Origin of the sequence: Pseudomonas sp. PICF141 (assembly GCF_002286815.1) — a bacterium.
In the GTDB taxonomy this organism is placed as follows: Bacteria; Pseudomonadota; Gammaproteobacteria; order Pseudomonadales; family Pseudomonadaceae; genus Aquipseudomonas.
This window is the reverse complement of sequence record NZ_MUNM01000087.1, coordinates 23,725-41,618: the sequence shown is the minus strand read 5'-3', so window position 1 is coordinate 41,618 and position 17,894 is coordinate 23,725. Positions and strand designations below refer to the sequence as shown.

16 protein-coding genes are annotated in these 17,894 nt (G+C 60.8%); 2 read left to right on the top strand and 14 right to left on the bottom strand.

What is annotated here, in order from left to right:
• Window positions 1–375 precede the first annotated feature (375 nt).
• Window positions 376–3,534, top strand: coding sequence for a ribonuclease E (gene rne / locus BZL43_RS25855; RefSeq protein ID WP_095634896.1), 3,159 nt, complete (start codon window positions 376–378; stop codon window positions 3,532–3,534).
• Between the two features lie 195 nt (window positions 3,535–3,729).
• Here rne and BZL43_RS25850 read toward each other — a convergent pair whose 3' ends face one another.
• The 12 genes from BZL43_RS25850 to BZL43_RS25795 form a co-directional block, all read right to left on the bottom strand.
• Complete coding sequence (locus tag BZL43_RS25850; protein ID WP_095634895.1) at window positions 3,730–4,323, bottom strand: NTP transferase domain-containing protein; 594 nt, start codon at window positions 4,321–4,323, stop codon at window positions 3,730–3,732.
• Window positions 4,320–5,303 (bottom strand): XdhC family protein, encoded by a 984-nt coding sequence (locus BZL43_RS25845; RefSeq protein WP_095634894.1) that lies wholly within the window; start codon window positions 5,301–5,303, stop codon window positions 4,320–4,322. The genes BZL43_RS25850 and BZL43_RS25845 overlap by 4 nt, the downstream gene beginning before the upstream one ends.
• Window positions 5,303–7,624, bottom strand: coding sequence for a xanthine dehydrogenase family protein molybdopterin-binding subunit (locus tag BZL43_RS25840; RefSeq protein ID WP_095634893.1), 2,322 nt, complete (start codon window positions 7,622–7,624; stop codon window positions 5,303–5,305). The genes BZL43_RS25845 and BZL43_RS25840 overlap by 1 nt, the downstream gene beginning before the upstream one ends.
• Entirely contained in the window at window positions 7,621–8,091 is a 471-nt protein-coding gene (locus BZL43_RS25835; RefSeq protein WP_095634994.1) for a (2Fe-2S)-binding protein, read from the bottom strand. Before BZL43_RS25835 ends, BZL43_RS25840 begins: the two co-directional genes overlap by 4 nt.
• Window positions 8,092–8,412: 321 nt before the next feature.
• Complete coding sequence (gene murB / locus BZL43_RS25830) at window positions 8,413–9,432, bottom strand: UDP-N-acetylmuramate dehydrogenase (RefSeq protein ID WP_095634892.1); 1,020 nt, start codon at window positions 9,430–9,432, stop codon at window positions 8,413–8,415.
• On the bottom strand, window positions 9,429–9,893 hold the full coding sequence (locus BZL43_RS25825; protein ID WP_095634891.1) for a low molecular weight protein-tyrosine-phosphatase: 465 nt from the start codon (window positions 9,891–9,893) through the stop codon (window positions 9,429–9,431). The genes murB and BZL43_RS25825 overlap by 4 nt, the downstream gene beginning before the upstream one ends.
• Entirely contained in the window at window positions 9,893–10,657 is a 765-nt protein-coding gene (gene kdsB / locus BZL43_RS25820; RefSeq protein ID WP_095634890.1) for a 3-deoxy-manno-octulosonate cytidylyltransferase, read from the bottom strand. Before kdsB ends, BZL43_RS25825 begins: the two co-directional genes overlap by 1 nt.
• On the bottom strand, window positions 10,654–10,839 hold the full coding sequence (locus BZL43_RS25815; RefSeq protein ID WP_003179363.1) for a Trm112 family protein: 186 nt from the start codon (window positions 10,837–10,839) through the stop codon (window positions 10,654–10,656). The genes kdsB and BZL43_RS25815 overlap by 4 nt, the downstream gene beginning before the upstream one ends.
• A gap of 25 nt (window positions 10,840–10,864) precedes the next feature.
• Window positions 10,865–11,875, bottom strand: coding sequence for a tetraacyldisaccharide 4'-kinase (gene lpxK, locus BZL43_RS25810; RefSeq protein ID WP_095634889.1), 1,011 nt, complete (start codon window positions 11,873–11,875; stop codon window positions 10,865–10,867).
• Window positions 11,875–12,303 carry a biopolymer transporter ExbD gene (locus BZL43_RS25805; RefSeq protein ID WP_095634888.1) on the bottom strand — a complete coding sequence of 143 codons (429 nt, stop codon included), beginning with the start codon at window positions 12,301–12,303 and terminating at the stop codon, window positions 11,875–11,877. Before BZL43_RS25805 ends, lpxK begins: the two co-directional genes overlap by 1 nt.
• Window positions 12,300–12,935, bottom strand: a complete 636-nt coding sequence (locus BZL43_RS25800) for a MotA/TolQ/ExbB proton channel family protein (RefSeq protein WP_052964866.1) — start codon at window positions 12,933–12,935, stop codon at window positions 12,300–12,302. Before BZL43_RS25800 ends, BZL43_RS25805 begins: the two co-directional genes overlap by 4 nt.
• Before the next feature lie 97 nt (window positions 12,936–13,032).
• Complete coding sequence (locus BZL43_RS25795; RefSeq protein WP_095634886.1) at window positions 13,033–15,267, bottom strand: DNA internalization-related competence protein ComEC/Rec2; 2,235 nt, start codon at window positions 15,265–15,267, stop codon at window positions 13,033–13,035.
• Window positions 15,268–15,403: 136 nt separating this feature from the next.
• Here BZL43_RS25795 and BZL43_RS25790 point away from each other — a divergent pair, with 136 nt between their 5' ends.
• On the top strand, window positions 15,404–15,919 hold the full coding sequence (locus tag BZL43_RS25790; protein WP_095634885.1) for a DUF2062 domain-containing protein: 516 nt from the start codon (window positions 15,404–15,406) through the stop codon (window positions 15,917–15,919).
• 166 nt (window positions 15,920–16,085) lie between these two features.
• Here the strand turns inward: BZL43_RS25790 and BZL43_RS25785 are convergent, their stop codons facing one another.
• Window positions 16,086–16,865, bottom strand: a complete 780-nt coding sequence (locus tag BZL43_RS25785) for an ABC transporter permease (protein WP_095634884.1) — start codon at window positions 16,863–16,865, stop codon at window positions 16,086–16,088.
• Window positions 16,862–17,794 carry an ABC transporter ATP-binding protein gene (locus BZL43_RS25780; protein WP_095634883.1) on the bottom strand — a complete coding sequence of 311 codons (933 nt, stop codon included), beginning with the start codon at window positions 17,792–17,794 and terminating at the stop codon, window positions 16,862–16,864. Before BZL43_RS25780 ends, BZL43_RS25785 begins: the two co-directional genes overlap by 4 nt.
• Window positions 17,795–17,894: the final 100 nt, after the last annotated feature.

Here is a 17,894-nt window from a genome sequence, read left to right as displayed (position 1 = left end):
CCTAAATTAGCCATGATGCGTGACCTCCCCTTTCGGAGCTCACGGTAAATGCCAACCCGCTGCGGATTCTGCGCGCGGCAGCACCCGAATTATCAGGGATACGTGTAGGGTGGAGATGCACAACCGCTGGACTGTGTAGCAATAGGCTTTATCAAGACGCTTCATCTCGTCCACAGCCGCCGGTTGATTCCTCCTCCTGACTGAGTGCTTAAGTAGCCACAGCAAGCAGGACGCGTACGTCGCGACACCGACCCAATTGGTCGGGGTTCGCTAGACACTGGAGTGGCCAACCACTCCTGACGCACCTGACACCGACCGTGAGAAGTCGTGTGTGCCGAACGCCGTTTCCGGCAGCCCGGAAACCGACGGTACTACATGAAAAGAATGCTGATTAACGCAACGCAACCCGAAGAGTTGCGTGTTGCACTGGTAGATGGCCAGCGCCTCTACGACCTGGACATCGAATCCGGTGCACGCGAGCAGAAGAAGGCCAACATCTATAAAGGCCGGATTACTCGCATCGAACCAAGCCTTGAGGCTGCCTTTGTCGATTTCGGCTCCGAGCGCCACGGCTTCCTGCCCCTCAAAGAAATCTCCCGCGAATACTTCAAGAAAGCCCCCGAAGGCCGCGTCAACATCAAGGACGTCCTGAGCGAAGGCCAGGAAGTCATCGTTCAGGTTGAAAAAGAAGAACGTGGCAACAAGGGCGCCGCCCTGACCACCTTCATCAGCCTGGCCGGTCGTTACCTGGTGCTGATGCCGAACAACCCGCGTGCCGGCGGTATCTCCCGTCGTATCGAAGGTGAAGAGCGCAACGAACTGCGTGAAGCCCTGAATGGTCTGGTTGCCCCGGCCGACATGGGCCTGATCGTTCGCACTGCCGGCCTTGGCCGCAGCAGCGAAGAAATGCAGTGGGACCTCGATTACCTGCTGCAACTGTGGACCGCCATCAAAGAAGCTTCGCTGGACCGCTCCGCGCCCTTCCTGATCTATCAGGAAAGCAACGTGATCATCCGCGCCATCCGTGATTACCTGCGCCAGGACATCGGCGAAGTGCTGATCGACAGCGTTGAAGCCCAGGACGAAGCCCTGACTTTCATTCGCCAGGTGATGCCGCAGTACGCCAGCAAAATCAAACTGTACGAAGACAGCGTTCCGCTGTTCAACCGTTTCCAGATCGAAAGCCAGATCGAAACCGCCTTCCAGCGCGTGGTCGAACTGCCTTCCGGCGGCTCCATCGTTATCGATCCGACCGAAGCCCTGGTGTCCATCGACATCAACTCGGCGCGCGCCACCAAAGGCAGCGACATCGAAGAAACCGCCCTGCAGACCAACCTTGAAGCCGCCGAAGAAATCGCCCGTCAGTTGCGCCTGCGTGACATTGGCGGCCTGATCGTCATCGACTTCATCGACATGACCCCGGCCAAGAACCAGCGCGCCGTGGAAGAGAAAGTCCGCGAATGCCTGGAAGCCGACCGCGCTCGCGTGCAAGTCGGTCGCATCTCGCGCTTCGGCCTGCTGGAAATGTCCCGTCAGCGCCTGCGTCCATCGCTAGGCGAAAGCAGCGGCATCGTCTGCCCGCGTTGCAACGGCACCGGCATCATCCGTGATGTTGAATCGCTGTCGCTGGCGATCCTGCGCCTGATCGAAGAAGAAGCCCTGAAAGACCGTACCGCTGAAGTTCGCGCACAAGTGCCGATTCCAGTGGCTGCGTTCCTGCTCAACGAAAAGCGCAACTCGATCACCAAGATCGAACTGCGCACCCGTGCCCGTATCGTCATTCTGCCGAACGATCACCTCGAAACGCCGCACTTCGAAGTTCAGCGTCTGCGCGATGACAGCCCGGAAGCCAGCATCAACCAGTCCAGCTACGAAATCGCCGCTGCCGCCGCCGAGGTCGAAGAAGTCCAGCCAGCCGCCGCGACCCGCACTCTGGTTCGCCAGGAAGCCGCGGTCAAGACGGCTCCGGCCCGCGCCAACGCTCCGGTTCCGACCGAGGTCGCCGCTGCTCCAGTGGCGGCACCGGTCGTCGCCCCAGAGCCAAGCCTGTTCAAAGGCCTGGTGAAATCGCTGGTCAGCCTGTTTGCCACCAAGGAAGAGCCTGTTGCGCCGGTTGTGGTTGAAAAGCCAGCCATTGAACGCCCTGCTCGCAATGAAGAGCGCCGTAACGGCCGGCAGCAGAGCCGCAATCGTAATGGTCGCCGCGACGAAGAGCGCAAGCCTCGCGAGGAACGTGCACCGCGTGAAGAACGCGCACCACGTGAGCCACGTGAAGCCCGCGAAGAAGCGCCAGCAGTCGCCCAGGAACGCGCTCCGCGCGAAGAGCGCGCACCACGCGCCCCTCGTGAAGAACGTGCACCGCGTGCCCCGCGTGAAGATCGCAAGCCACGTGGCGAGCGTGAAGAACGTCCGGTTCGTGAATTGCGCGAACCTCTGGATGCCGCTCCGGCCGCGGCCGCCAACGCTGAAGAGCGTCCAGCCCGTCAGCCACGTGAAGAACGCGCTCCACGCCCACCCCGTGAAGAACGTCAGCCACGTACCGAGCAAGCGGCTGCCGTTGCTGAAGAAGAGTTGACCAGCAACGAAGAGCAACTGCAGGAAGACGGTCAGGAAGTCGCCGAAGGTGATCGTCCTCGCCGCCGCTCCCGTGGCCAGCGTCGTCGCAGCAACCGTCGTGAGCGTCAACGCGATGCCAACGGCAATGTGATCGAAGGTTCGGAAGAGTCCGAATCGGCGGAAAATGCCGAAGCGCCAAGCGCTGCCGATCTGGCCGCCGGCCTGGCGGTGACCGCCGCCGTTGCCAGCTCCGTGATCAGCGCGCCTGCTGAAGCACAAGCCAACGAGCAAGCCGAACGTGCCACTGCCGCCACACAGGAAGCTGCTCCGGTTGAAGCGCCAGTCGTTGAAGCGACCACGCCGGTAGAAGTCACTGCCTCTCCGGAAATCGAAGTGGCGCCGGTTCGTGAAGCCCAATCTCAAGTTGAAGCTGAGCCAACCGTTGCTGCCGAGCCTGCTCCATCCGCAGAGCCTGTGGTTGAAGCGCCAGTGGCTGAACCGGTACGTGAAGTTCGCGAAGAGCAAACCACGTTCAACTGGGTTGCCGAGCCACCTGTAGCGGTCGAAGCTCCAGCGCCAGTCGCTGAGGCGCCGGTTGCTGCTGCCGAGCCTGCTCCTGCGGTTGTTGAAGCGCCAGTTGTTGCCCAAGAGGCTGCACCAGTGGCTGAAGCCGCCCCCGTCAGCGCTCTGACCCCAAGTGGCCGTGCACCGAACGACCCGCGTGAAGTACGTCGTCGCAAGCGTGAAGAGGAGCGTCTGCAGAAGGAAGCCGAACTGGCTGCCGCTGCTGCTCCGGCCGCTGCCGAGCCAGCCCCGGTTGTTGCTGAAGTTGTCGAGGCAGCCCCTGCCCCGGCCGCTGAAGTCGCTGCCGAACCGGTTGAATCGGCGATCGACGAAGCACCGCGCTCCGTTCAAGAAGCGGTAGAGCAACACGAGCAAGCCCTGGAAAAAGAGCACGAGCCTAAACCCCTCGCCTGATTCCATCGGCCACTAAAAAGCCCCGCCTGGTGATCCAGGCGGGGCTTTTTTTATGTTTGCAGAGAAGCAGCGGGACCGCGTTGTGGATCGTTCCCACGCTCTGCGTGGGAATGCCTCAATGGACGCTCTGCGTCCGCTTGGGACGCGGAGCGTCCCGGGCTGCATTCCCACGCAGAGCGTGGGAACGATCATCCATCAGGCAAAGACCAACGCCTCTGGCACATCCACATCCCACAGCACCCCGGGATCGTTCACCGCCACCTCGACCAACCTCGCCTGTGCAAACAGCGACTTGGCGCCGTGATCGCCGGTCAATGCCATCAATCCCGGACCAAAACTTCGCCCGAATCCCACCGGGTGCCCATATTGCCCCTCATACACCGGCACGCTGATGGCATCGTCGGCAATATTGGCGACAACCTGTTCAATGGTGGATGGCAATATAAACGGCATATCACCCAGTACGATCAGCCAGCCATCGAGTTGTTTGCACGCCGCCACACCCGCCGCAATGCTATCGCCCAGACCGGTCGACTCGATCCGCACAACCTCGCAACCATAGGCCTGAGCCATGCGAATCACTTGCGGGCGATCCGCCGTGGTCACCAGTAGGCGCTTCTCAAGCGTGGCTGGCAGATTTGCCAGCACCTGCTCGATCATCGAATGCACAGAAACGCCGTCACGAGCGGTGCAATCCACCAGCAGCTTGTCCTTTTCGTCGCCCGCGACCTGTCGAAACCGACTGCCCTGCCCCGCGGCCAGAACGATAACGCCAATGGAGTCGCTCATACGCCCTCCTGCAACGGCCTCTTGTGTTTCAGCTCGACGCCGTTTTTGATCGCCACAATTTCAGCCAGCAGCGACAAGGCGATTTCCGCCGGTGTATGGCTGCCGATGTGCAAACCGATCGGCCCGTGCAAGCGCTCGATGGCCTGTTGTGACAAGCCTAGCTGAGTCAGGTTGTCCCGGCGCTTCTGGCTGTTGGCCCGCGACCCCAGCGCACCGACATAAAATGCCTTGGAATCCAGCGCCGTGAGCAGCACCATGTCATCCAGGCGTGGATCGTGGGTCAGCGCGACAATGGCTGTGCGCTCGTCGGTCTGGATGGTCAGCACCGCTTCATCGGGCATGCCCGGGACGAAACGACCGTGTTGCTCTTCCCAGCCGTAGATGAACTCGGTGCGCGGATCGCAGATCAGCACTTCGAAATCCAGCAGCCGCGCCATCTCGGCAACGTAGCGCGACAGTTGGCCCGCGCCGATCAGCAACAGCCGCCAGCGCGGACCATAAATGGCGCGCAAGGTTTGCCCGTCAAACACCAGCGCATCGGTCTTGCTCGCCGGTTGCAGGATCACTTCACCGGTGGCCAGATTCAGCTCACGCGCAACGATTTCATGGGCTTCGCAGCGCGCCAGCAATTCGGCAACCCACGCCGGATCGCCGACGCGCTCCTCGGTCAGGCGCAATGTGCCGCCGCACGGCAAACCAAACCGTGCGGCCTCCTCCCGGGTGACGCCGTAGGTAATCAATTGCACCGGCGGCCCTTCGGCCGGGATACGGCCATCGTAGAGTCGGGCAATCAGGTCATCCTCGACACAGCCACCGGACACCGAGCCAATCACCACGCCATCTTCACGCAAGGCGAGCATGGCGCCAGGTGCCCGGGGCGCGGTGCCCCAGGTCTGGACCACGCTGTACAACATCACCCGCTGACCGGCGCGGCGCCATTCCAGCACGCTGCGCAGGACATTCAGATCGACGCTGTCCATCAGGCTTGTGCCTTCTGCCAACCTTGCAGCTGATAGCGTACCGGCAGATTACGAATGCGCTTGCCGGTGGCGGCGAAGATCGCGTTGCACAGCGCTGGCGCAATGGGCGGCACGCCTGGCTCACCGACCCCGCCCAAGGGCACATTGCCCGGTGGCGTGACCAGATGCACAGCGATTTCCTTCGGGGCCAGGGACATGCGCGCCACTTCGTACATGTGGAAGTTGTCCTGCTGAACCTTGCCATCCTTGAAGCTGATTTCCCCCAGCACCGCGTTGCCCAGGCCCATGACACAGGCACCTTCGAACTGCGAGCGAATACGCTCGGGGTTGATTTGCGGGCCGCAATCCACGGCGATGTCGGCCTTGTGCACGATCAACGCACCATCGTCTTTGACTTCAACCTCGATCACCGCCGCCACATACGTGACGAAGCTGTAATGCACCGCCAGCCCCAAGCCTCGCCCCTTGGGCAACTCACGCCCCCACCCGGCCGCTTTGGCGGCGGTTTCCAGCACGGTGCGCATCCGTGCGGTGTCGATGGGATAACGCTCGGGGGATTCGCCGTAGTTCCACTCTTCACTCAAGGTGCGCGGATCGATCTGACGGTCCGGGCCGAGCAGCTTGATCTGATACTTGAGCGGATCCTGGCCAGCCTTATGCGCCAGTTCATCGACAAAACTCTGAATCGCAAAACCGTGGGGAATGTTCGACACCGAGCGAAACCAGCCGACCCGCGTGTGAACCGCCGCTTCGGGGTTTTCCAGGCGTACGTTAGGGATCGCATAAGCCATGTTGGTGAAGCCCATACCCAGCTCGAAAGCCGCTTCATGGTTCATGCCCGGCGCGAACAGCGCGGTGATACTCGGTGCCACCGTGCGGTGCAACCAGCCGGACGGCAAGCCGTCCTTGTTCAGGCTGGCCTTCAGATACTCGGCCGACACCGTGTGGAAATAGGAGTTGTGGATGTCGTCTTCACGGGTCCATTGCACCCGCACGGCCTTGCCCGGGAACTCCTTGGCCAGAATTGCCGCTTCGATGATGAAGTCCGGCTTGGATTTGCGACCGAACCCGCCGCCGAGCAAGGTGACATTCAAGGTGACGTTATCGAATGGGATGCCCAGGCGCTCGCCGATCCGTTCACGACTGACTTGTGGCGCCTGGCTTGGAGCCCAGGCTTCGCATACGCCGTCCTTGAAACGGGCAATGGCGACCATCGGTTCCATGGGCGATTGCGCCAGGTGCGGCAGGTAGTAAGAGGCTTCGAGGGTGCTGTCGGCGCTGCTCATGGCCTGGTCGATGCTGCCGGTATTGCGCACCACTTTGCCGGGTTTGAGGGACGCGGCTTCGAGCTCCTTGCGGTAGGCGATCGAGTCATAACTGGCGTTGGGGCCGTCATCCCACTCGATTTTCAGCGCCTCGCGGCCCTTGATCGCCGCCCAGGTATTACTGGCTACCACGGCCACGCCACCCAGCGGCTGAAACTCGGACGGCAATGGACGGCTTTCGATTTTCAGAACCTTGATGACACCCGGGACTTTCATTGCGGCGCTGGCATCGAAGGATTTGACCTTGCCGCCATAGACCGCTGGCCGCGCGACGGTGGCGAACAGCATGCCGTCGAAATGCACATCGGCGCCGTAGACTGCCCGACCATTGACGATGTCCGCACCGTCGATGGCTTTTGTGCCTTCCTTGCCGATGTAACGGAACTCCGAGGGCTGCTTGAGTCGCAGGCTGTCGCGGGCCGGCACCGCCAGTGCACCGGCAGCTGCGGCCAATGCGCCGTAGCCCAGCTCACGACCGGTGGGTTGGTGAATGACTTTATGCAGTTGCGCACGACACTCGCCAACCGGCACTTTCCATTGCGCGGCGGCGGATTGCTCAAGCATGGTCCGCGCGGCAGCCCCGCAACGGCGCATCGGCTCGTACCAGTGACGCATGCTGCGTGAGCCGTCGGTGTCCTGATTGCCGAAACGCACTTCGTCGCCCGGCGCCTGTTGCACTTTGACCAGCGCCCAGTCGGCGTCCAGCTCATCGGCCACGACCATGGTCAGGCTGGTGCGCACGCCCTGACCCATTTCCGAGCGGTTGCAGATCACGGTCACGCTGCCATCGGCGGCAATGCTGACATAAACCTTGGGATCATCGACCCAGCCGTTGGGCATGCCGTCGGCACCGAACTTCTTGTCTTTTTCGGCAGCGAGCGCGTCCTGCCACCCCCAACTGGCTGCGAGCACCAGCGCACTGGTGGCGCCCACGCCTTTGAGGAAGCCGCGGCGGCTGAGGTTACTCAGCGCAAAATCATTCGGTAACTGGCTCATGCCTTGGCCTCCTTCAGGTGAGTGGATGCCTGGCGGATGGCGGTCTTGATCCGGTTGTAAGTGCCGCATCGGCAAATGTTGCCGACCATCGCCTCTTCAATCTGCTCGTCGCTGGGGTTCGGATTGGTTTTCAGCAACGCCGTGGCCGACATGATCTGCCCGCCCTGGCAGTAACCGCACTGAGCCACGGCGCTGTCGAGCCAGGCTTGCTGGACGACTTTGCCAACCGGGTCGGCGTGCAGGTTATCGATGGTGGTAACGTTCTGGCCGGCTACCGAGCCAATCGGCGTGATGCAACTGCGCGCAGGCGCGCCGTCGATATGAATGGTGCAGGCGCCACACAAGCCCATGCCGCAACCGAATTTGGTGCCGTTGTAACCGGCCACGTCACGGATCGCCCAGAGCAGCGGCATGTCCTCGGTGACATCAAGTTGATGATCTTTTCCATTGAGTTTCAGGGTAATCATGGGCACGCCCGCCATTTTTTCTCATAAAGAGTTCGAATTATGGGGTCGAGCAATCTGCCGCGTGGGTTCCTTCACGCCGATCGACTCAGGCTAATGGGCTCTCTTATGCGGACGGCAACGTCTGCACCGGGCCTTTGGTGGAGCAAATGCTTGCATCGTTAGGTGGCTAAGTTAAGCCAGCATTAACAAAAAAGCCCTGCTTGGACAGGGCTTTTTAGCTGCAAGCTTTAGCTGCACGCTTCTAATAGAAACAAAGCAGCGACGCTCGACATATGAGGATTGTAGCTTGGCGCTTGAAACCTGAAACTTGACGCTGCCTTTCTAATACCGATTGGGTTCCATTTCCAGGTCGACATGGAAACGCTCCGAAATGTCGTTCTGAATGCGTTGCGCCAGGTTCAGCAATTGCAGGCCCGTTGCGGTGCCGTAGTTGACCAGTACCAGCGCCTGGAATTTATGCACACCGGCATCACCGTCGCGAAAACCTTTCCAGCCGGCCTGTTCGATCAGCCAGCCCGCCGCCAGTTTCATTTGCCCGTCGGGTTGCGCGTAGGCCACCAGTTCCGGGTACTGCTCCTTGAGTTGCGCCACCAATGTTGCCGGCACCAAGGGATTCTTGAAGAAGCTGCCGGCATTGCCGAGCACCGCCGGATCCGGGAGTTTTTCGTTGCGAATGCTGCAAATGGCCTGGCTGACATCGGTAGGCGTCGGGTGATCGATGCCCAGCGATGCCAGGCGCTGGCGAACCGGACCGTATTCCAGGTGCAGGTGCGCGGTGCGCGTGAGGGTGAAACGCACCCGCAGGATCAACCAACGTCCCGGTTCCTGTTTGAACAGGCTGTCGCGGTAGGCGAAGTTGCACTCGGCCAGCGTGAAGTCCCGTAGCTCGCCGGTCTGGCGATCAAGGGCGGTCAGGCCGGCAAAAACGTCTTTGATCTCGACGCCGTAAGCGCCGATGTTCTGCATCGGTGCCGCGCCCACGGTGCCGGGAATCAGGCTGAGGTTTTCCAGCCCCGCCAACCCTTGCGCCAAGGTATGTTGCACAAACGGATGCCACGGTTCGCCCGCCTCGGCCTCGATCACCACCTGGTTACCGTCATCGCTCAGCAGGCGAATCCCCCGTGTGGCCATGCGCAGCACCAGCGCCTGCACATCAGCGGTCAGCAGCAGATTGCTGCCGCCACCGATCACCAGCACCGGCACATCATGTTCCAACCCATAGGCCAGCGCTTCGCGCACGTCGGCATCGCTATGAGCCTCGGCAAACAGCCGTGCCTGAACATCTACGCCAAAGCTGTTGAACGGCTTGAGCGAAACCCGTCGTTGAACCTGCAAACTCATAACCGGCCCTTCAATTCGATGACCAGCAGATCGCTGGCGCGCTCGATCAGGTCCAGTACCGTTTCGAAGCCCTGGTCACTGTCGTGATAAGGATCAGGCACTTCATCGATTTGCGACTGGAAGCGACGCAGGAACAGGTCGAGTTCGGCCTTGCACTTGGCCGGTTGCAAGGCCTTGAGATGGCGCAGGTTGCTGTTGTCCATCGCCAGAATCAGGTCGTAGGTGGCGAAATCGGCGCGGCTGACTTGCCGCGCGCGCTGGGCAGACAAGTCATAACCGCGCAACCTGGCCGCGGCCTGGCTGCGTTTGTCCGGGGGCTTGCCGACATGCCAGTCACCGGTACCGGCGGAGGCCACTTCGACTTGATCGGCCAGCCCCGCCTCACTCAGCTTGTGCCGCAACACGCCTTCGGCCGTAGGGGAACGGCAGATATTGCCCAGGCAAACGAACAGAACCCGCATCAGGCCTCCAGCAAGCGACGAACGCGCTCGAGGTCTTCAAGGGTATCGACCCCGGTAGGTGGTGCGATCAACGCATCGGCGACGTGAATCCGCACGCCGTGCCAGAGCGCCCGCAGTTGCTCCAGAGATTCGGTGTTTTCCAGCCAGCACGGGCCCCAAGTGACAAAGTCATGCAGGAAGCCGGCGCGGTAAGCATAAATGCCGATATGGCGGCGATACGGCACGCCTTCCGGCAAGGTCTCGCGGCTCTTGGCGAAGGCGTCGCGAGCCCATGGCAAGGTGGCACGACTGAACGTCAGCGCCAGGCCATCAAGGTCGCAGACCACCTTGACCACGTTGGGATTGAACAGGGTTTCCACGTCTTCGATCGGCTCGGCCAGAGTGGCCATGCGCGCTTCGGTGTGGGCGGCCAGGTTGGCGGCGACCTGATCGATCACGCTCGGCGGAATCAACGGCTCGTCGCCCTGGACGTTGACCACGATGGCGTCCGGGGCCAGGCCCAGTTTCGCCGCGACTTCAGCCAGACGGTCGGTGCCGGAATTGTGATCTTCGCGCGTCAGCACCACGTCGGCGCCAAAGCTTTTGCAGGCCTCGACAATGCGCGCATCGTCGGTGGCAACGACCACTCGCTGGGCATTGCTTTTGCTCGCTTGTTCCCAGACATGCTGGATCATCGGCTTGCCGGCGATCAGCAGCAGGGGTTTGCCCGGCAGACGGGTGGAGGCAAAGCGCGACGGAATGACGACGGTAAAGGCGGTGCTCATTTATCCAGACGCTCGTCGGTGGTCAGGGTGCGCGCTTCGCTTTCGAGCATCACCGGGATGCCGTCGCGAATCGGATACGCCAGGCCGGCGCCCTTGCTGATCAGCTCGGTTTTGTCGGCGCTGAGCTTGAGCGGGCCTTTGCAGACCGGGCAAGCGAGGATATCGAGCAATTTGGTGTCCATGAACATTCCCTGGATAGAAACGGATTTAAGGCGAAAGACGAGCCGGCAACAGGCGCATCAGCTGCGTATCGAACCAGGCCACGAAGGCCGGCGATGGCACAGCATCGACCGCCAGGTACCACCAATCGGCGACAGCGAAGGCACGGCACTTCACTGCGTCTTTTTCCGTCATCACCACGGGCAATGACGGCGTGAAATTCAAGGCCTGCACGTTGTACTCGGCGTGGTCGGCAAATGCATGCGGCACTGGCCGCCAGTGTAGCGTTTCGAGGGTCGTGAAGAAACGCTGGGGATTGCCGATCCCGGCCACGGCGTGAATGGCCTGGCCTGGGGCGAAGTGATCAAGGGGCCGGCGTTCGCCGCTTTGCAGGTTGACCAGTGCCGTGGGTTGCAGCTGGAAGGCAAAACCGTCGATGCGGTCCGCCGTGGCACCGTTATAAAGCACCGCATCGACGCTTTGCAGACGCTCGATCGGCTCACGCAACGGCCCGGCCGGCAGGCAACGCTGGTTACCCAGCCCCCGGGCGGCATCGATCAGCACCAGTTCCAGGTGCCGGGCCAGCCGGTAATGCTGCATGCCGTCGTCGGAAAGGATCAGGTCCAGCGGCTCGCTCGCCAGCAAGGCTTTGACTGCGCGGCTGCGGTCCGGGTCGATCATCAGCGGCACGCCGGTGCGCTGGACGATCAGTAATGGCTCATCACCCGCCACATCCGCACTTTGGTCCGCCTCGACCCGCCAGGGCAATTGCGCAGGTTTGGCGCCGTAACCACGGCTGACCACGCCGACTCGCAAACCGTTGCGCTGGCAATGCTGGATCATCCATAGAATCAGCGGTGTCTTGCCGGTGCCGCCCACCGTGATGTTGCCAACCACGATCAGCGGCACCGGCGGCTGATAAATCTCGCCGTCACCCGCCAGAAAGCGCTCGCGTTTGCCGATGACCACACGCCGATACAGCCATTCCAGAGGCTGCAACAGCTTCAGCGCCGGATGGCCTTCGTACCACGCAGCGAGCAATCGATCGGACATGGCCATCAGGATGCCGGCGCCGCCTCGACAGTGGTCATGCGCAAGTGACTGAAACCGAGCTTGCCGGCAGCGTCCATTGCGGTAATGACAGACTGGTGGGGGGTTTTGCCATCAGCGCTGATGGACAGCGGCATGTTGGTATCGCCGTTGGATTCTTTCTGGAGCGCTTCCATCAGGCTGGTGAGGTCGTTCTTGGGCAGCAACTGGTTGTTGACCGAGAACACCCCTTCGGCGCTGATAGCGATGTCCAGTTGCTTGGTCTGCTGATCTTCGGCCGGGGAACCGCTGACCGCTTCCGGCAGGTCGACGCGCAACTGGGTTTCACGGGTGAAGGTGGTGGTCACAACGAAAAACAGCAGCAGGATAAACACCACGTCGATCAACGACGCGAGGTTGATGTCTATCGTTTCCCGTGGTTTACGACGGAATTTCACGCTTTGCCCTCAGCCAGGTCCACGTCGCGGTCACCCTGCACTACCTCGACCAGCTTGATTGCTTCCTGTTCCATGCCCACCACCAGTTCATCAATGCGGCGTTGCAGGAAACGGTGGAAGAACACGGCCGGGATGCCGACCATCAGACCGGCGGCGGTGGTGATCAGCGCCTTGGAAATCCCCCCGGCCAGCACCGAGGCGTTGGTGCCCATGCCCGTACCCATGAATGCACTGAAAATATCGATCATGCCCAGCACCGTACCCAGCAGCCCCAGCAACGGGGCCATGGCGGCAATGGTGCCCAGGGCATTGATGTAGCGTTCGAGCTCGTGAATCACTCGCGCAGCGGCCTCTTCGATGCACTCTTTCATGATCTCGCGACCATGCCTGGAATTCGCCAGACCGGCGGCGAGGATCTCGCCCAACGGAGAGTTGGCGCGCAGTTCCTTGAGCTTGTCTTTATTGAGTTGTTTGTCCTTGATCCAGACCCAGACCTGCCCGAGCAAATGCTCCGGGGTCACGCGGCTGGCACGCAGGGTCCAGAGACGCTCGGCAATGATCGCCATGGCCGCGATGGAACTCAGAATGATCGGCAGCATCATCCAACCGCCGGATTTGACCAATTCCCACACAGTGACAGTCCCCTCGAAAAAGTGCGCCACTCTAACATAGGGGGTGGACGCACCGAAGACCGCGATGTCGTATCCGGTCGGGCTTTGACAGGTCGGGTTACTGGCTGGATGGTGGCGGATCGCGCCAGAAGCGCCGTTCTTGAAGCATCGTCCACGGCGGCTTGAAGCGCCCCAGTTGCAGACGAATGGCACCTAGTTCGGCGCTGTCGTAGATCGCCACGCCACGCTTTTGATACCGCGCCACCACCGTGGGATGGGGATGACCGAAAGAATTGCCATTGCCACGTGAGATCAGCACCGCTTTGGGTTGCAATACCTTGAGCAACGCCATCGAAGACGAACTGCGACTGCCATGATGGGGGGCCTGCAACCAATCCGTCGGCACCGCCAGTGAGCTGTCGAGCAGCACCTGCTCGGCCGCGGCATCGATGTCGCCAGTCAGCAGTAACCGCTCGCTATTGGCTTCGATCTGCAACACGCAGGATTTCTGATTGCTGTCGCTGGCCGATGACCACTGCCAGAGTTGAAACTTCACCCCGTCCCAGTTCCATTGCTGACCGCTCTCACAGCCCTCGGCGTGTAGCTCCTCTGGCAGGGCCGGGTGATCGCCACTGAGTACTTGTTTCACCGGTAGTGCGCTCGCAATGGCTCGCGCACCGCCGGCGTGATCGGCATCGGCGTGGCTGATGAGCATTAGATCGAGTCCATCCACTCCCAGCTTGCGCAATGACGGCAGTACTACCCGCTCACCCAGGTCGATATCGCCGAACCGTGGCCCGGCGTCATACAGCAAAGTGTGATGGCGAGTGCGCACCAGGACCGCCAAACCTTGACCGACATCCAGTTGCCAGACCTCGGCCATGCCTTCAGGCAATGTGTGCCGGGGCGAAAAAACCAGTAGCAGCAACATCGGCCAACCCAACGGGCGCAACGGCACGCCACGCGGCATTAACAGCAGGAAGGCCCCCAGCGTACCGAACGCCCATGCCCACAATGGGACCGCCACCGGCACCCACGCGGGCAATTGCCCGGCGATCAATGCCAACCCCTTGAACAAAAGATCGATCAGACCGCCGGCCAACCACAGCAATCCTTCGCCCACATAAGGAACGGGCAACAACATCGTTCCAAGCAAGGCCGGCGGCAGGACCACCAGACTGACCCAAGGCACCGCCAGCAAATTGGCCAGCGGCCCGCTGAGACTGATCGGCAACCCCAACACCAACAGCAGCGGGCATAGACCGATCGCGATCAACCATTGGGCGCGGGTCCAGGTTTGCCACCAGCGCCACGGCCCCAATCGCCCGCCAAAGGTGAAAATCAGCACCGCGACTGCCGCAAAGGACAACCAGAAACCCGGCTGCAGGCTCGCCAGCGGGTCCAGCAGCAAAACACCATTCAGCGCCAACAACAGTGGCCACCATAGGCCGAGATGACGAAACCGCAGTCGCCATAACAGCATCAGAGCGATCATCAGGCAGGCCCGCCGCACCGGTACCTCAAAGCCGGCCAGCAACCCATAACCGAGCGCCGCGGCGAACGCCAGTCCGCATGCCCATGGCAGCCACGGCAAGCGCTTGGGCCATAAACCATAACGCGCCAACCCGGTAATCAGCAGATACACCACCCCCGCCAGCAAGCCGATGTGTTGCCCGGAAATCACCAACAGATGCACGGTGCCGGTGTCTTGCAGCACCTGCCAATCCTCACGACTCAGCCCCGCGCCATCCCCCAGCACCAACGCCGTCAGCGCGCCCGTTCGCCCCTGGGCATCCACCGCCTGCAAACGTTGCCGGATGCCGTCGCGCCAGGCCCATTGCGCCTCCATCAGTCGTTGGCCGTCCTTGACGGTCCCAGTGGCGCCGATGTGCCGGGCCAGTAACCAGGCGTCGTAATCGAACCCATGCGGATTGAGCAACCCGGCAGGACGCTTCAATTTGACCGCCAGCCGCCAATGCTCGCCACTGTTGACGGGCGGCCCGCCATACCAGGCCAGGCGCAGGTGCCGAGGCAAACTGGTGCGACGCGACTGACTGTCCGTCAGTTCGAAACGCACCACCCCCTCAGCTTGCTGCGGCAACCCGGTCACACGACCTTCGAGCCAGCGAGTCTCGCCATCAAGCTTCGCTGCCAGGCGATCATTCAGCGCCCACTGTGCATTCGCGCCCGCCCAACTGAAACCGAACAGCAAAAATGCCAGGGGGAAGGTGCGAAACGGCAACAGCATCAAACCCACTATCGGCAACAACAGCCACAACACCGCTGGCGGTAATACCGGTAAAAAACGCAGGGCCAACAGACCCAGCGCCAGCGCCATCATCCCTGTGCGCATAAGCCCGTCCTTGAGAGTTCCAGCCCTAGGCTTAGCCGGTCCGTCGCACATCTGTCGTTATCAATTGTCACAAAGTCTGAATGGGCGGTTCGTAGAATCAAGACATACTTGCCGCCTTAACCGACCGAGAAGCCCTATGCCCCGGCGCTTATTCAAACGATACATGCCAGACCCGACCAGCATCAGGGAACACAAATCCTTACGCTTTCTCGGCACCCTGCTGCATGACCCGAACCTCTGGCACCTCAATCGCCATTCCGTCGCGCGGGCGATGGCGGTCGGACTGTTCGCGGCCTTCCTGCCCGTCCCGTTGCAGATGCTGTTGGCGGCCGTCCTTGCCATTGTGGTGCGCGGCAACATGCCGATTGCCGTCAGTCTGGTCTGGCTGACCAACCCGATCACCATGCCGGCGGTATTCTTTTGCACTTACCAGACCGGTGCCTGGCTGATGGACGTTCCCGCCCGCAGCCTGCCGGATGAGTTGACCTGGGAATGGATCAGCGGCGAACTCTCGAGCCTGTGGCAACCGTTTTTGCTTGGTTCGGTGGTGACGGGGTTGGTGCTGGGTGCCCTCGCCTATTGTCTGGTGATGATGTATTGGCGCTGGTGGGTGAGTCGGCAATGGAAGCGGCGCAAGAAAAGTCGAATGTGAGAATGTAAAACGGCCTCCAATGCGGAGGCCGTTTTTTTGGTGTCTGGGCTGACGTCATCGCGGGCAGCCAGCTCCCACAGGGATCTGTGTCGTTCACAAATAATGTGGCCAACTCCAATTCATTGTGGGAGCGGGCTTGCCCGCGATGAAGGCGACTCGGTCGCTCTTAGGTACGCATCCCGCGCCCACTCACCAGCAATCGTGAACAACCGATATACAGCACAATGGTCGCAATCAGCATGAAGGTGATCGCCACGCTGATCCGGATATCCGACACACCAAGAATTCCGTAACGAAAGGCGTTGACCATGTGCAGCACCGGGTTGGCCAGCGACACGCTCTGCCAGAACGGTGGCAGCAAACTGATCGAGTAGAACACCCCGCCCAGATACGTCAACGGCGTCAGCACGAATGTCGGGATGATCGAAATATCGTCGAAGTTACGCGCAAATACCGCGTTGATGAAACCCAGCAGCGAGAAAATCGTCGCCGTCAGCACCACCACCAGGACGGTCACCCCCAAGTGATGCACCTGCAAATGAGTGAAGAACAACGACAGCAGGGTCACGATAATCCCGACCATCAACCCGCGCAGCACGCCGCCCAAGGTGTAGCCAATCAGAATCGTATGGGGCGACACCGGCGATACCATCAACTCTTCGATGGAACGCTGGAACTTGCTGCCAAAGAAACTCGACACCACGTTGCCGTAGGAGTTGGTGATCACCGACATCATGATCAACCCCGGCACGATGTACTCCATGTAGGTGAAGCCACCCATGTCGCCGATCTGCCGACCGATGAGATTGCCGAAGATCACGAAGTACAAAACCATGGTGATTGCCGGTGGCAGCAACGTCTGTGGCCAGATCCGGGTGAAGCGTCTGATCTCGCGATAAACGATGGTATTGAGGGCAATGAGGTTGGGTTGAAGCTCGGAACTCATACCGCCACCTTCGACAGATTCTTCTCCACCAGAGACACGAACAACTCCTCGAGGCGATTGGTTTTGTTACGCAGGCTCAACACTTCGATGTTCTGCTGCGCCAATTGGGTGAACAGCGCGGTAATGCCCATGGCTTTGTCGACCTGGACTTCCAGGGTATGACTGTCAATCAGTTTGGCCGGGTAACCGAGCAATTGCGGAGCCACTTGCAAGGTGTTCTTCAAATCCAGCAAGAAGGTTTCGACATGCAGTTGGCTGAGCAACTGCTTCATGCTGGTGTTCTCGACAATGGTGCCGTGGTCAATGATGCCGATGTTGCGGCACAACTGCTCAGCCTCTTCCAGATAGTGGGTGGTGAGGATGATGGTGATGCCTTTCTTGTTCAGTTCGGTGAGGAAGGTCCACATCGAGCGGCGCAATTCGATGTCCACCCCCGCCGTCGGTTCGTCGAGGATCAGCAGGCGCGGTTCATGAACCAGCGCTCGGGCGATCATCAGTCGGCGCTTCATGCCGCCGGACAGCGAGCGCGACGGCACATCGCGCTTGTCCCACAGGCCCAGTTGGGTCAGGTATTGCTCGGCGCGTTCCTTGGCGATTTTCGCCGGGATGCCGTAGTAACCGGCCTGGGTCACGACAATGTCGAAGGTCTTTTCGAACTGGTTGAAGTTGAATTCCTGGGGCACAACACCAATGCAGCGTTTGAGCGCCGCCGGCTCCTTGTCCAGGTCATGACCGAAGATATTCACCGTTCCGCTGGTCTTGTTCACCAGGGTCGAGAGAATGCCGATGGTCGTGGATTTGCCGGCGCCGTTAGGGCCGAGCAAGGCGAAAAAGTCACCTTCGGCGACGTCCAGATCGATACCACTCAAGGCCTGGAAACCGTTGCCGTAGGTTTTGGTTAGCTGCCGGATGGACAGAGCGGAACTCATATCGGATTACGCACCAAGAAGGGAAGAAAGGAATAAATAAGGCCGGGCAGCAAGCAATGCAACCACGGCGCATGAGCGCAATGGTGCTTGTCGCTGCCGC

Excerpts from the sequence above, each read along its gene's own strand:
- rne (WP_095634896.1), top strand. The coding sequence starts at position 376 with ATGAAAAGAATGCTGATTAACGCAACGCAACCCGAAGAGTTGCGTGTT.
- BZL43_RS25850 (WP_095634895.1), bottom strand. The coding sequence starts at position 4,323 with ATGAGCGACTCCATTGGCGTTATCGTTCTGGCCGCGGGGCAGGGCAGT.
- BZL43_RS25845 (WP_095634894.1), bottom strand. The coding sequence starts at position 5,303 with ATGGACAGCGTCGATCTGAATGTCCTGCGCAGCGTGCTGGAATGGCGC.
- BZL43_RS25840 (WP_095634893.1), bottom strand. The coding sequence starts at position 7,624 with ATGAGCCAGTTACCGAATGATTTTGCGCTGAGTAACCTCAGCCGCCGC.
- BZL43_RS25835 (WP_095634994.1), bottom strand. The coding sequence starts at position 8,091 with ATGATTACCCTGAAACTCAATGGAAAAGATCATCAACTTGATGTCACC.
- murB (WP_095634892.1), bottom strand. The coding sequence starts at position 9,432 with ATGAGTTTGCAGGTTCAACGACGGGTTTCGCTCAAGCCGTTCAACAGC.
- BZL43_RS25825 (WP_095634891.1), bottom strand. The coding sequence starts at position 9,893 with ATGCGGGTTCTGTTCGTTTGCCTGGGCAATATCTGCCGTTCCCCTACG.
- kdsB (WP_095634890.1), bottom strand. The coding sequence starts at position 10,657 with ATGAGCACCGCCTTTACCGTCGTCATTCCGTCGCGCTTTGCCTCCACC.
- BZL43_RS25815 (WP_003179363.1), bottom strand. The coding sequence starts at position 10,839 with ATGGACACCAAATTGCTCGATATCCTCGCTTGCCCGGTCTGCAAAGGC.
- lpxK (WP_095634889.1), bottom strand. The coding sequence starts at position 11,875 with ATGGCCATGTCCGATCGATTGCTCGCTGCGTGGTACGAAGGCCATCCG.
- BZL43_RS25795 (WP_095634886.1), bottom strand. The coding sequence starts at position 15,267 with ATGCGCACAGGGATGATGGCGCTGGCGCTGGGTCTGTTGGCCCTGCGT.
- BZL43_RS25790 (WP_095634885.1), top strand. The coding sequence starts at position 15,404 with ATGCCCCGGCGCTTATTCAAACGATACATGCCAGACCCGACCAGCATC.
- BZL43_RS25785 (WP_095634884.1), bottom strand. The coding sequence starts at position 16,865 with ATGAGTTCCGAGCTTCAACCCAACCTCATTGCCCTCAATACCATCGTT.
- BZL43_RS25780 (WP_095634883.1), bottom strand. The coding sequence starts at position 17,794 with ATGAGTTCCGCTCTGTCCATCCGGCAGCTAACCAAAACCTACGGCAAC.